This is a genomic window from Flaviramulus multivorans (genome assembly GCF_021728415.1).
Taxonomy (GTDB): Bacteria; Bacteroidota; Bacteroidia; order Flavobacteriales; family Flavobacteriaceae; genus Sabulilitoribacter; species Sabulilitoribacter multivorans.
Genome location: NZ_JAKKDV010000002.1, coordinates 546124 through 561719, shown reverse-complemented (window position 1 = coordinate 561719; position 15596 = coordinate 546124). Strand labels below are relative to the sequence as shown.

Annotated in this window: 9 protein-coding genes; all 9 read left to right on the top strand. The window is 35.3% G+C overall.

Going from position 1 to position 15596, the window contains the following annotated elements; genetic code table 11:
- Positions 1-69: 69 nt before the first annotated feature.
- The 9 genes from L3X39_RS07390 (at position 70) to L3X39_RS07350 (ending at position 15595) form a co-directional block, all read left to right on the top strand.
- Positions 70-3087 carry a SusC/RagA family TonB-linked outer membrane protein gene (locus tag L3X39_RS07390; RefSeq protein ID WP_237231133.1) on the top strand — a complete coding sequence of 1006 codons (3018 nt, stop codon included), beginning with the start codon at positions 70-72 and terminating at the stop codon, positions 3085-3087.
- A 12-nt stretch (positions 3088-3099) separates the two neighbouring features.
- A complete protein-coding gene (locus L3X39_RS07385; RefSeq protein WP_237231132.1) occupies positions 3100-4635 on the top strand; it encodes a RagB/SusD family nutrient uptake outer membrane protein in 1536 nt (511 codons plus the stop codon).
- A 12-nt stretch (positions 4636-4647) separates the two neighbouring features.
- Positions 4648-6390 (top strand): LamG domain-containing protein, encoded by a 1743-nt coding sequence (locus L3X39_RS07380; protein ID WP_237231131.1) that lies wholly within the window; start codon positions 4648-4650, stop codon positions 6388-6390.
- 119 nt (positions 6391-6509) lie between these two features.
- Positions 6510-7865: a glucoamylase family protein gene (locus L3X39_RS07375; protein WP_237231130.1), complete on the top strand. Its 1356-nt coding sequence runs from the start codon at positions 6510-6512 to the stop codon at positions 7863-7865.
- Positions 7866-7871: 6 nt separating this feature from the next.
- Positions 7872-9236 (top strand): glucoamylase family protein, encoded by a 1365-nt coding sequence (locus tag L3X39_RS07370; protein WP_237231129.1) that lies wholly within the window; start codon positions 7872-7874, stop codon positions 9234-9236.
- Between the two features lie 7 nt (positions 9237-9243).
- Positions 9244-10236 carry a metallophosphoesterase gene (locus L3X39_RS07365; RefSeq protein WP_237231128.1) on the top strand — a complete coding sequence of 331 codons (993 nt, stop codon included), beginning with the start codon at positions 9244-9246 and terminating at the stop codon, positions 10234-10236.
- Between the two features lie 101 nt (positions 10237-10337).
- On the top strand, positions 10338-11051 hold the full coding sequence (locus tag L3X39_RS07360) for a carboxylesterase family protein (RefSeq protein WP_237231127.1): 714 nt from the start codon (positions 10338-10340) through the stop codon (positions 11049-11051).
- Positions 11052-11054: 3 nt separating this feature from the next.
- On the top strand, positions 11055-13361 hold the full coding sequence (gene bglX / locus L3X39_RS07355) for a beta-glucosidase BglX (protein ID WP_237231126.1): 2307 nt from the start codon (positions 11055-11057) through the stop codon (positions 13359-13361).
- Positions 13362-13369: 8 nt separating this feature from the next.
- Positions 13370-15595 (top strand): glycoside hydrolase family 3 N-terminal domain-containing protein, encoded by a 2226-nt coding sequence (locus tag L3X39_RS07350; RefSeq protein ID WP_237231125.1) that lies wholly within the window; start codon positions 13370-13372, stop codon positions 15593-15595.
- Position 15596: the final 1 nt, after the last annotated feature.

The window sequence follows — 15596 nt, the reverse complement described above, 5'->3', positions numbered from 1 at the left end:
ACGTCTTTTTTTGACATCCACTTATATAGTTCCTAATTTAGTAAAAACTAACTTTTTAAATAAGACTATATGAAAACAAGATTTACTTTATTGTTAATTTTTCTATTTTCTGTTTGCGCTTTTTCACAAGATATTTCAATTGCAGGTACTGTTGTAAGTGCCGAAGATAATATTCCTGTGCCAGGTGTTAACGTAATAGTAAAAGGTACAACAAGAGGTGTAAGTACAGATTTTGATGGTAATTATACTATCAATGTTAATAGAGGAGAAACCCTTGAGTTTAGCTCATTAGGTTTTAAAACTGTTCTTATAACCATTCAAAACCAGACAACTATTAATGTGTCGCTCGAACCAGATATTGAAGCACTAAACGAGGTGGTCGTTATCGGGTATGGGACACAAAAGAAAGCTGATTTAACAGGGGCAATTACAACTGTAAAGTCAGAGAGTATTGAAAAAACGCCAAATAGTAACATTATGCAATCCCTACAAGGGAAAGTTGCTGGGGTGCAAGTTACTAGTAATGGTTCACCAGGTGATTCACCAACAATTAGAATACGTGGTGTAAACTCATATGCAGCTGGAGGTTCACCTCTTTTTGTTGTAGATGGGATGTTTTATGATAACATAGATTTTTTAGATAGTAGCCAAATAGAAAGTATTTCTGTTTTAAAGGACGCTTCTTCAATTGCTATTTTTGGTAGGAGAGGTGTTAATGGTGTAATCATCGTAGAAACGAAAAATGGTAAGTTTGAGCAAAAGCCTCAAATTACATATACAGGTTTTACAGGGGTTCAGCATGCACAGAATGTTGTAAAAATGGCAAATGCTGAACAATTTGTAACAATGGCATTTGAGTCGGGTTCAACGGCTGATATACAATTCGTTGAAAACGCCATACAACGTTTCGGTAGAAGCCGAATTAATCCAAATATTCCAGATGTTAATACTGATTGGTATCGAGAGGTTTTAAGAGACGCTACCATTTCGAGTCATAATATTGGGGTTACTGGAGGTAGTGAACTTACTACATATGGTGTAAATGCCAGTTACTTTTCTCAAGACGGTTTATTAGACATGAAGAATGAATATGAACGTTTTAATATTCAATCTAATTTAGAAATTAAATTATCGGACAGACTAAAAATAGGAACAAATGCTATTTTTAGTAATGCCACAAAATACAACCCAGAAAATGGGGCTTGGTTCCAAGCATATTTTGCAGTACCAATTTTACCAAAATATGACCCACTTAATACTGCTGCAGAACCAATAGCGTTTTCTGACGCAACCTTAATAGGTTATAGAGGGGCTCAAAACCCATTCCCTGTAATGACTTTTAATAATAATCAATTAAAAATTAAAAAGATATTAGCTAGTATTTTTATGGAGTATGATTTGATTCCAGAAAAGTTAAAGTTTAAAACATCTTATAGTCATGATTATTCTACCATAGCAGAACGTAATGTAAGATTGCCTTATTTTATATCGGATAGATCTCAACGTGAAGTATCTTCTATTAGAAGAGCAAATGTTACGTTTTCTACTCAATATTGGGATAATACGTTGACATTTAAAGATACGTTTGGAGACCATGGTTTAACTGTACTTGCTGGTTCTTCCTTTGGAGATGAACAATTCAATACGTTCTCTGCCACAGGTAATGACATTCAAGGAATTAGCTTAGAAAGCTCATGGTATTTAAATTTTGCAGACCCAACATCGTTTGGCAATCAAGTCAACGAAATTGGTGACCGCTTCTATACCTTGGCTTATTTTGGAAGACTAGAATATAGCTTTAAGGACAAATATCTTTTAAATGCAACTGTAAGACATGAAGGAGATGCAAAGTTTCCAAAGAAAATTTGGGAAACAACGCCTTCAATTGGTGTGGGTTGGGTTATTTCTAGCGAAAGCTTTATGGAAGATAATGGTGTTTTCGATTTCTTAAAGCTTCGTGCTAGCTGGGGACAACTAGCTAATGGTCAGTTAGGTGGTAGTTCAGGAACAAGAACAATATCTCAAGTTACTACCGCAATAGGAGACACGCCAACCAATGGAATTATTAGCTCTAGTAATTTTACGGATTTAGAAAGAGAAATTTTGGAGGAAACAAATTTTGGTATTAGTGCGCGATTGTTTGATAATAGAATGACTTTAGAAGCAGACTATTTTATAAGAGATACTAAGAGATTAGTTTTACCTATTGATCAACCTATAGTAAGTAATACGATTCTTGAGAATGCTGGAGAAATGAGAAATGAAGGTTTAGAAATAGCAGTAAATTGGAGTCAACAATTATCAGATAATTGGAGCTTTTCAGTTGGTGGTAATATAGGAACTCTTAAAAATACAGTGACACAAATTAATAGCGAGGCTGGTTATTTTGATACTGGAAGCGCTGAGTTTCGTCAAAGATCTATGGTAGGACAACCAATAGAGGCATTCTTTGGGTTAGAGGTTGCCGGAGTTTATCAAAACGATGCTGAAGTACAAAGCGATCCTATCGCTGTGGCAAATAATTTAGAACCAGGTGATTTTAAATACGTAGATCAAGATAATAGTGGTACTATTGATGATGCTGATAGAGTGGTTCTAGGGTCTTTTTTACCTGACTTTAATTATGGAGCAAATATGAGTGTTTCATATAAAAACTTTGACTTGTCAGTTGATATAGCTGGACAAACAGGTAATCAAATACTTAACCGAAAAAGAGGAGAAGTAATTTTTACTAATGACACTAATGTTGATGCAGATTTTGCGATTAATAGATGGCATGGTGAAGGTACAACTAACTCATACCCATCTTCAGCAGGTAGAAGGAAAGGTTGGAATCAAAGAATGAGTACGTTTTATGTTGAAGACGGTGATTATTTCCGTATCCAAAATATTCAATTAGCATATACTATACCAGCAGGTTCATTAATCGGTAAAAATATGCCAGAAACTAAACTGACCTTTACGGCAGAACGACCTTTTACATCTTTTAAGTATAACGGATTTAATCCTGAAGTTGCGAGTGGAATTGACCGTCAAACGTATCCAATTCCAGCAATTTATACAGTAGGAGTAAATATAAAAATTTAAAAAAAAAGCAATATGAAAAATTTTAAACAACTATCAAAACAGCTAGGATTTATTCTGGCGTTATGCATGCTAGTGTTTTCATGCAGTGAAAAATTACAAGAAAATGATGGTCAATTGGCAGCAGATGACCTTGATTTTACACTTACAGAAAATATGATACTACCGCTTATAGGAGCCTATTCAGAAGTGTATTCAAGAGGTTGGGAAGATCCATTATTACTTGGTGTTAGAGGAGATGATGTAAATGCAGGAGGGCTAGGTGATCAGCCACTTTTTGCGGAAACTGATTTATTTAATTATGATAATGGTTTTTGGATGTTCAACCAAGTTTGGGAAAACTTTTATGGAGATATAGTTGATATCCTAAACTCTGGAGAAACTATCGAAAGATATAAAGCATTTGCCACGGGGAATGACATTGCTTTAGCAGATCAATACATAGCTGAAACCAAAGTATTAAGTGGTTTTCAACATTTGCAAATGTCTCGTCTTTGGGGAGATATTTTTATAATTACATCTTCAAATGTAACGGCAGATATTGAAAGAGGTGTTGCGACCAAACAAGAAGTGATGCAATACGTTTCAGACTTAATGGATGAAGCGATGCCTTTTCTTCCAGATATGCGCCCTAATGAGCGACAAGATGTTGTAGGGGGTGTAACTAAATATACCGCTTTAACGGTAAAAGCCTTAGCAAATTTAGAAATGGAAAATTATCAGGGTGTTGCAAATGCCACTGGTGAGATTATTGCTTCTGGTAAATTTTCTTTATACTCAGATTTTTATCAACTTTTTAAAAAACCTGGTGAATTAAGTAACGAAAGTTTATTTGAATTACAATTCTCAGATTATAACTCAGATACTGGTGCAGTTAACAACCATTTATATGCTCCATTTGGGCCATCTAATTGGACACCCGCTGTTTCTACCGCCTCTGGGGGTTGGGGTTTTTATGAGCCTAGTTTGAAATACATAAAATTTATGTTGGATAGAAATGAGGTTACACGTCTTCAAACAAGTGTAATTTTTACACCGCGAGGTATTGCTGAAGTTATGTCAGATCCAAATTATGCAACGTTACCAGGATTTATTTCTAATACAACACCAGATGGAGATAGATTTAACGATTATCCTAGAGCTATGTTTGCAAGTGGTAAGCATTACTTGCCTTCCGTTCAATTAACACCAGGAAGAAATTCATATGGGTCAAGTAAAAATTTCATCGTGTTTAGATATGCGGAAATACTACTTATGCATGCCGAAGCTTTAACTCAAGGAGCGTCTAGTAGTGCTATGTCCGCAGATGATGCAGTGAATTTGGTAAGAACAAGAGCAGGACTAAGCACCTTGTCAGGAGTAACTAATCAGCAAGTTATGGATGAAAAATTCGCTGAATTAGCTATGGAATGGGGTGTTAGATATTATGACATGATACGTTTAGATAGGTATGATGAGCTAAGTTATGATGGTAGAACTTTTACAGCAGATAAAGAGTTACTTCCATACCCTCAGGCACAATTAGACCTTTTACCGCTTCAAAACAACTAAAAAGATTTTATTATGAAAAAACTATATAAATATTTATTGACATTCATGGCATTAATTATCATGTCATCCTGTTATGAAGGAATAGACCCAATAACTCAGGTAGATCCAGGACCAGATGCTGGAGCACCCATTGTAACTATTATGAGACCTGTTGAAGGTTTTGAAATACAGGTTCCTGATTTAGTAACTTCAACAACAATTGATTTTGTTGCAGAGGATGATATTGAAATAGCCTCAGTTACTGTAAATTTAGATGGGGCAGTAATAGCATCCTACGATTCGTTTATTGATTATCGTATTTTCAAAAATGAATTTGTTTATGACAATATAGTTACTGGAGATCATGTACTTACAGTGACTGCAACAGACTTAGCAGGAAACTCTACATCATCTATTGTTAACTTTAGTAAACAACCACCATATACACCACTATTCAGCGGCGAAATGTTCTATATGAATTTCGATGGAAGTTATACTAATTTAATAACTGTAACAGATGCTACAGAAGTAGGCTCTCCAGGGTTTTCTTCTGATGCTGTTTTAGGCTCAAACTCATATGCAGGAGCTACAGATTCTTATTTAACATACCCAACTACAGGGATGTTAGGGAGTGAGTTTAGTGCTTCTTTCTGGATGAAAGTAAATGGAACACCAGACAGAGCAGGTGTCTTGGTAATAGGACCTCCAGATACAGCAAACCCAACAGCGCAGAACAACCGTAAGAGTGGATTTAGATTTTTTAGAGAAAATGCGGGTGGTATGCAGCGGTTTAAGTTAAATGTAGGAAACGGAACAGCCGATTCATGGTTTGATGGAGGTGCAGCAGCAGATGTTATGCCAGATACAGGAGAATGGACACATTTTGCATTCACAATTTCCGGAACGGAGTGTGTGGTTTACATAAACGGACAAGTCGTTAGACAAGGTGCTTTTTCAGGTGTAGACTGGGCTGGATGTGATATTCTTTCAATTATGTCTGGAGAACCAAGATTTGCAGGATGGAATCACAAATCAGACCTAAGTAATATGGATGAGCTAAGATTATTTAGCAATGCATTAACTCAAGATGATGTAATTAATATGATGGCACAAAGTAGTAAAGTACTAAATATGTCATTCAATGGAAGCTATACAGAGTCTATAAGTAAAACGGACGCTACAGAAGTGGGAAGCCCAGGTTTTGCCGGTGAATCATATAAAGGATTGAATGCGTATGCAGGAGCTACAGATTCATATTTAACATTCCCTACAGCAGGTTTATTAGGCTCAGAACTTAGTGCAACCATGTGGTATAAGTTAAATGCGGATCCAGACAGAGCAGGTGTATTAGTTATTGGTCCACCAGATGATGCTAATCCTACAGCTCCTAACAACCGTAAAAGTGGTTTTAGATTTTTCCGAGAAAATGCTGGCGGTATGCAACGTTTTAAATTAAATGTTGGGCATGGTGCAGGCGACTCTTGGTTTGACGGAGGAGCAGCAGCAGATGTTGATCCAGCATTAAACGATTGGGTGCATTTAGCCTTTACAATTTCTGGAACTGAATGTGTAGTTTATATTAATGGTCAGGTAGTTAGGCAAGGTGCTTTTGCTGGTGTTGATTGGACTGGTTGTGATATCCTTTCAATCATGTCTGGTGCACCAAGGTTTGTCGGTTGGAATCACAAGTCAGATCTGAGTTATTTGGATGAATTGGCTCTATACAACAAGGCTTTAACTCAAACAGAAATCCAAGCAATAATGAACGCTGATTAAAACTTTAAATTCAATTTATAATTTTTTAAAGTTTTAGTAATAGTTTTTTATAGTTGTTTGTTTAATGTGAATTTAGCTGCGTTGCATCAATGCAGCTAAATTTCTTAAATCGCACTTACATGGCACATTATGGACTAAAAATAGCATCTCTTTTTAGTATCTTAATCATATTATTTTCTTGCAATAAAAAGAAAGCACACATGGCTAATGTTGAAAATGAAAAAACGTTTTCAACAAATGATGAGTTATTAGATACTATACAGAAGCAAACCATAAATTATTTTTGGGAAGGGGCAGAACCTAACTCTGGTTTAGCCAGAGAACGCTTGCACATGGATAATATTTATCCAACGTCACCTAAAAACACTGTAACAACAGGTGGTAGTGGTTTTGGTTTGATGGCAATTTTGGTAGGCGTAGAAAGAGGTTTTATTTCTAGAAAAGATGCGTTAAATAGATATTTTAAAATAGTAGATTTTTTAGAAAAAGCCGACCGTTTTCATGGTGCATGGCCACATTGGATTAATGGTGAAAGTGGAAAAGTGACTCCGTTTAGCAAAAAAGATAATGGTGGTGATTTAGTTGAAACTGCTTTTTTAGTACAAGGACTTTTAACAGTTGCTGAATACTTTAGAGACGGAAACGAAAAAGAACAACTACTCGCATCAAAGATTGATAAACTTTGGAAAGAAGTTGAATGGGATTGGTACACCAAAGGTGAAGATGTGTTGTATTGGCATTGGTCACCAGAGTATCAATGGGAAATGAATTTTCCTGTGGGAGGTTACAACGAATGCTTAATTATGTATGTACTTGCCGCGGCATCGCCAACACATCCTATTGAGCCATCGGTATATGATAAAGGTTGGGCTGGAGATGGAAAAATTGTTTCAAACGAAAAATTCTATGGAGAAGATTTGGTTTTAGATTATTACGAACATGATGATTCACCAGTAGGACCACTTTTTTGGGCGCATTATTCTTATCTTGGGTTAAACCCAAAAGGACTTTCAGATAAATATGCGGATTATTGGAAACTTGTTCAAAATCAAGCTAAAATTCATTATAAATACGCTGTTGATAATCCAAAAAAATTCAAAGGATATGGAGATAGTTTATGGGGGTTAACTTCAAGTTATTCAATTAAAGGCTACGCAGGTCATAGACCAAATGCAGACTTGGGCGTTATTTCGCCAACAGCGGCACTATCATCCTTTCCGTATACACCAAAAGAAAGTATGCAAATGCTAAAAAACATATATAAAAACCACGATTCATTAATAGGAAAATATGGCCCATATGATGCCTTTAGTTTACAAGATAATTGGTATTTACCAAGATACTTGGCAATAGATCAAGGTCCAATTCCTGTAATGATTGAAAATTATAGAACAGGTCTCCTTTGGGATTTATTTATGAAGAATAAAGATGTTTTAAAAGGGTTAGAAAAACTAGGTTTTACAGTAAAAAACTAAAAATTAATGTATAGATACTATTATTTAATACTCGTTGCTTTCATTCTATTTTCCTGCGGATCAGATCGTGGTCCAGGGTATCAAGAACCTTATATGCCTGATGATGAACCCGTAATAGAACCTTTGTCGGATGAGGAAATGATGAATTTAACCCAAAGAGAAACATTCAAATACTTTTGGGATTTTGCCAATTTAGACTCCGGAGCGGCAAAAGAGAGATATCACCCTAGTAACCCAACTTTAAATGATAATGTTGTTACTTCTGGCGGGACGGGATTTGGCTTAATGGCTATATTAGTGGGTATTGAAAGAGGGTATATAACGAGGGTAGAAGGGGTTCAAAGACTTGACAAAATTTTAGATTTTTTGGAAGGAGCCAATCGATTTCATGGAGCTTGGTCGCATTGGATTGATGGAGGAACAGGAAATGTTATTCCATTTAGTACAAAAGATGATGGCGGTGATCTTGTTGAAACGGCATTTTTGGTACAAGGGTTAATTTGTGTAAAAGAGTATTTTAAAGATGGATCTACTGAAGAACAAGCACTAGCTAATCAAGCCGATGCTCTGTGGAAAGGTGTAGAATGGGATTGGTATACACAAAATCAAGAAGTATTGTATTGGCATTGGAGTCCAAACTATGGGTTCGATATTAATCTTAAACTTCAAGGCTACAATGAAACTATGATTACTTATGTTTTAGCTGTGGCTTCACCCAATTATTCCATAACTAAAGAGGTTTACGAAAAAGGTTGGGCGAATTCAGGAGCTATCGTATCTGCTGCGTCGCAATATGGGTTTCCGCTAGTTCTTAAACATGCTGGAGGCTCTAATTTTGGAGGGCCATTGTTTTTTAGTCATTATTCTTTTTTAGGCTTGAATCCGAAAAACTTGACAGATCAGTATGGTAATTATTGGAATTTAGCTGTAAACCACACAAAAATAAACAGACAGTATTGTATTGTTAATCCTAAAAACTATGATGATTATGGTGAAAATTTATGGGGTTTAACAGCAAGCTATTCCAGAAATAGTGATGGTTCCATTGGCTATTCAGCTCATAGTCCAACAAATGATCTAGGTGTTATTTCACCAACAGCAGCAATAAGTTCTATCCCTTATACTCCTACGGAGTCTTTAAAAGTTATGCACTATCTCTATCAGAAAAAAGAAAAAGTATTGGGGGTTGCTGGGTTTTACGATGCTTTTAGTCCTCATTATAATTTTTGGGTTGCAAACGCATATTTAGCTATAGACCAAGGTCCACAAATTATAATGATAGAAAATCATAGAACAGGTTTACTTTGGAATTTGTTTATGCAAAATGAAGATGTTAAAAATGGCTTGGATAAATTAGGTTTCAATTATTAAAAATTTAATGGTATTATTTAGCAACATACATATTTTTAAAGCAATAGCTACCTTGTTTTGTATGGTTAACTCAACGGTTAATAGCCAAAATAGTTTTGAGTTTGTAGTGCTTCCAGATTCGCAAACCTTAGTTGAAGAATTTCCTGAAGTTTATAAAAGCCAAATGGAATGGATTGTAAACCAAAAAGATAGATTTTCGTTTGTATTGCATGTTGGCGATATTACTCAAAATAATTCTGAAGAAGAATGGGAAGTTGCAAAATCAGGGCTTTCACTTTTAAACCAAAAAGTTCCTTACAATTTAGCCTTAGGTAATCATGATATGGGAAGCCAACCTGGAAAATTTGCCGATACTAGAAACACTGTTTTGGCAAACACCTATTTTCCAATAAACCAATATATAAAGAACTCTAACTCTATAGCAACATTTCCTGAGAATACAATAGATAATTCTTGTGCGGAATATAACCTTGCTGGAACCAATTGGTTGGTATTCTCCTTAGAGTTTGGCCCTAGAAATAAAACGATTGATTGGGCAAACAACATAATTGAAAAATACCCAGAGCATCGCATAATCGTTAATACACATTCATATATGTATAACGACAATACCTTGCAGGATGGCGATGATTGGTATTTGCCTCAAAAATATGGTGTTGGTAAAGCGATTGGAGAGGATGCTGTAAATGATGGAGGTCAACTTTGGGAAAAGTTTATTAAAAAAAACAAAAACATTAGAATGGTATTTTCAGGACATATATTAGGTTCGGGTGTAGGTCAATTAGTATCGCAAAACGATTATGGATTGAAAGTATACCAAATGCTAGCTAATTATCAGAAAAATGTAAAAGGTGTTGAAAGAGGCGATTCTGGATATTTGCGATTAATAAAAGTGAATAAAAACGATAAAACAATTTCTGTAAAAACATATTCACCTTGGTTGAAGACCTTTAAAACAGAACCAGAGCATGAATTTACATTTAAAGATGTTAACATTTAAAAACAGGATATATGGCTCTTTATAAAAAATATAAAAATTACATTGTACTGTCATTCTGCCTTCTTATTTGTGTCGGTTTTTCTTTTGCACAAAATAGTAGTTTGTACGAACATAAAGAGTTTATAAGTAATACAGATACTTTGCAATACCGTATTTTATATCCTAAAAACTTTTCAGAAAACATACAATACCCAGTAGTTTTATTTCTTCATGGTGCCGGAGAACGTGGTAGTGATAATAACAAGCAATTAATACACGGAAGTAAATTGTTTCTAAATGATATGAATCGAGGTGCATTTCCGGCAATAGTTATTTTTCCACAATGCCCTAAAAATGATTATTGGGCATATGTATCTATGAATAGAACTACAAAACCGATTACAATAGAATTTCCACTTGATTTACCACCAACTTTACCATTGAAGTTAGTTATGTTAATGATGGAAGATTATATGAGTAAACCTTATGTAAACAGAGATAAAGTTTACGTAGGTGGCTTGTCAATGGGTGGTATGGGAACCTTTGAAATACTATACCGTAAACCGGATATGTTTGCTGCTGCATTTGCTATTTGTGGTGGAGGAAATCCTGAGGGAGCTAAAGCATACGCTAATAAAACAGAGCTTTGGGTATTTCACGGTGCAAAAGATGATGTAGTTGATCCTCAGTTGTCAGTTCAAATAGTAAGTGCCTATTTAAACGCTGGTGGCAAACCAAATTTCACATTATATGCGGACGATAATCATAATAGTTGGGATTCTACTTTTGCAGAACCTAAACTTTTACCTTGGCTATTTTCAAAATCAAAAAATTAAAAAATGAAAACACTAACTAAAACTAAATTTATTTCGATTCTTATAATAGCCTTAATTTTTATTGGCTGTAATTCAGGTACTAAAGAGACTTCTGCTAACAATCCTTTTGAAGCTAAAGTTGATTCAATTTTAAGTCTGATGACTGTTGAAGAGAAATTAGGTCAGCTTAATTTACCGTCTTCTGGTGATATAACGACAGGTTCTTCATCAAGTTCGAACGTTGCTAAAAAAATTGAAGAAGGTAAAGTAGGCGGTCTTTTCAATATAAAGACAGTTGGAAAAATAAAAGATGTTCAAAAAATAGCTGTAGAAAAAAGTCGATTAGGTATTCCATTAATATTCGGAATGGATGTTATTCATGGTTACGAAACAACGTTTCCAATTCCATTAGGGTTATCAGCTTCTTGGGATATGGAAATGATCGAAAAAACGGCGCAAATGGCGGCACAAGAAGCCACTGCCGATGGTATTAACTGGACGTTTTCTCCAATGGTTGATATTTCCAGAGACCCACGATGGGGACGAATTTCTGAAGGTTCGGGTGAAGATACATACTTAGGAAGCAAAATAGCCGAAGCTATGGTAAAAGGCTATCAACAAGATGATTTAGCAAAAAATAATACCGTGCTTGCCTGTGTAAAACACTTTGCTCTTTATGGTGCACCAGAAGCAGGTAGAGATTATAACACCGTTGATATGAGTCGTATAAGAATGTACAACGAATATTTGCCACCTTACAAAGCTGCAATTGATGCAGGAGTTGGAACTGTGATGGTATCTTTTAATGAAATTGATGGGGTTCCAGCTACTGGAAACAAATGGTTGCTTACCGATTTGTTGAGAGAAGATTGGGGCTTTAACGGTTTTGTGGTTACTGATTACACAGGTATTGAAGAAATGATGTACCATGGTATTGGCAATATGCAGCAAGTTTCAGCTCAAGCCCTTAAAGCAGGATCTGATATGGATATGGTATCGGAAGGTTTTTTAAATACTTTAAAAAAATCTTTAGATGATGGATTAGTATCAATGGATGATATTGATAAAGCTGTAAAGCGCATTTTAACCGCAAAATATCAGTTAGGATTATTTGATGACCCCTATAAATATTGCGATTTAGAACGACCAAAAGCAGAAGTTTTTACAGATGAAAACAGAGCATTTGCTAGAAAAGTGGGAGCAGAATCTATGGTACTACTGAAGAATGATAATATTTTACCACTAAAAAAGTCGGGAACTATAGCGCTTGTTGGCCCGTTGGCAAATACTGCGGTTAATATGGCTGGTACTTGGAGTGTAGCAACAAAACAGGAAAAATCTAACCCACTTTTAGAAGGTTTAAAAACTGTTGCAGGTGATGATGTAAATATTTTATACGCCAAAGGAAGCAATGTGGATTATGATTTAGAGTTTGAAAAACGTATTACTATGTTTGGAAAAACTATTCCAAGAGACAATAGAACAGATAAACAATTGTTGGATGAAGCTTTGGCAATCGCACGGAAATCAGATGTTATAGTGGCTGCCATTGGAGAACCTGCAGAATTAAGTGGTGAAAGCAGTAGCGTTACCAAACTACAAATCCCACAAGCGCAGAAGGATTTACTTAATGCGCTTCTAAAAACAGGAAAACCAGTTGTTTTAGTATTGTTTACTGGAAGACCGCTAGCTATTGTTGAGGAAAACGAAAACGTACCAGCCATATTAAATGTATGGTTTCCTGGTAGTGAAGCAGGTTTAGCAATTTCTGATGTATTGTTTGGTGATGTAAATCCTTCAGGAAAATTAACAGCAACATTCCCGATGAACGTTGGACAAGTACCTATTTTTTATAACCATAAAAACACAGGTCGTCCACTCGGGAATTCAGAAGGTAAATTCGAAAAGTTTAAAAGTAATTATTTAGATGTTCGAAATGAGCCATTGTACCCATTCGGTTATGGTTTAAGTTACACAACTTTTGATTATTCCAACTTAAATTTAGACAAAACAACCATCAATATGGATGATGAATTAACAGTTTCTGTTGATGTTACCAATTCGGGAGATTACGACGGAAAGGAAGTTGTTCAATTATACTTAAGAGATGTTGTAGGTTCTGTAACCAGACCAGTAAAAGAATTAAAAGGGTTTCAAAAAGTTGAAATTAAAAAAGGAGAAACAAAAACAGTAACCTTTAAATTAACTGTCGAAGACTTAAAATTTTATAATTCAAACCTCGATTTTGTTGCAGAACCAGGAACATTTCGAGTATTTGTAGGTACGAATTCAGATACTAAAATGATGACAGAATTTGAATTAACTAACTAATCTCAACCATGAAAATTCCCTCCAATATTAGGTTTTTAGTCATCGCATTTGTTTCAAGTTTTTCGTTTTCACAAAACTATGAAGCGAAAGTTGATTCGTTAATGAGTTTAATGACGCTTCAAGAAAAAATTGGGCAAACGGTGATGTATGGTGGTAGTTGGGACCAAACTGGACCAATTGTTGGGTCTAATAACGGGAAGTTAATTCGCGAAGGTAATATGGGAACCATGTTAAACGCTTTTACCGTAAAAGGCACTCGCGATTTGCAAAAAATAGCGGTTGAAGAAACACGCTTAGGTATTCCACTATTATTTGGGTATGATGTTATTCATGGTCACAGAACTATATTTCCAATTAATTTAGGAATGTCTGCCAGTTGGGATTTAAAAATGATTGAAGAAAGTTCACGTATCGCCGCAGAAGAAGCTTCGGCTGAAGGGTTGCATTGGACGTTTGCACCTATGGTTGATATTTCAAGAGACCCGCGTTGGGGTCGTATTTCAGAAGGCGCTGGAGAAGATGTGTATTTAGGAAGTGAAATAGCTAAAGCTTATGTTAAAGGATTCCAAGGTGATGATTTATCAAAACCCAATACCATTTTAGCATGTGCAAAACATTTTGTAGCCTATGGTGCAGCACAAGCAGGTCGAGATTACCATACCGTAAATATGAGCGAAGGTGAATTACGAAATGTGTATTTACCACCATTTAAAGCCACTATTGATGCGGGAGTTGAGACATTTATGTCGGCTTTTAACGAGCTGAATGGCATACCAACATCAGGAAACAAATTTACCCTTAGAGACATTTTAAGAGACGAATGGGGTTTTAAAGGACTTGTGGTTTCAGATTATACATCTATAAACGAAATGATTCCTCATGGTTTTGCTAAAGATAGCATTGATGCAGCTAGAATAGGTATGAATGCAGGTGTTGATATAGATATGATGGGGCACGTTTACAGAAAACATTTAAAACAATTAGTTAAGGATGGTAAGGTAAATGAAGCTATTATTGACGAGGCTTGTAAACGAATTTTATTAGCAAAATACAAACTAGGTTTGTTTGACGACCCGTATCGTTATATTGATGAAAACCGAGAGGCTACAACTAAATATAAACCAGAATTTTTAGCGAAAGCTAGAGAAATTGCATCGGCATCATCGGTGTTGTTACAAAATAAAAATGAAGCATTACCACTTTCAAAAGATTCAAAATCTATAGCATTTATAGGACCGTTAGTTAAAGACGAATATGATATTTTGGGGAATTGGGCAGCAAAAGGCGACCGTAACGGTAAAGCCATAAGTGTTTTCGAAGGTGTTTCTGAGTATTTAAAATCTGACCAAATTTTATATTCTAAAGGATGTGAGATTTTAAAGGATGACGACTCTGGTTTTGATGAAGCTATTTCAATTTCTAAAAAAGCAGATGAAATTGTTCTGGTTATGGGAGAAGGTCATCATATGAGTGGTGAAGCAGCTTCAAGAACCAACCTAAAAATTCCAGGAGTTCAACCTAAACTCATTAAAAAAATTCGTGAAGCAAATCCTGATAAAAAAATTGTTTTGGTGTTGATGAATGGTCGTCCGTTAAACTTATCTGATGAGGTTGATTTGGTTGATGCTATTTTAGAAGTTTGGTTTCCAGGTACAATGGGTGGAGCTGCAATTACAGATTTATTGTTTGGAATAGTTAACCCTTCTGGTAAATTGACAGTTACTTTTCCGAGAAATGTTGGGCAGGTACCTATTTATTACAACATGAAAAATACAGGACGCCCTATTCCTGAATATAACCCAAATGAAGACTATAAAAGTAATTATATAGACTCACCAAATTCACCTTTATTCGATTTTGGGCACGGGTTGAGTTATACGTCATTTGAATATTCTGATTTAAAATTGTCTTCAAATACATTAAACTTTTCAAACGAAATTTCAGCTTCAGTAACCGTTACAAATACAGGTAAAATGGATGGCCATGAAATCGTTCAACTTTACGTTCATGATAAAGTAGGTAGTGTTACACGGCCTGTAAAAGAATTAAAAGGATTTCAAAAAATATTCCTTGAAAAAGGCGAAAGTAAAACCGTAACATTTACCATTTCAGCTGAAGATTTAAAATTTCACAATAGCAAAATGGACTATAATGTTGAACCTGGTGAATTTGAAATAGCCATTGCATCAAGCTCCAACTTTAAGTTTAAGCATAATTTTACACTAATTGATTAAT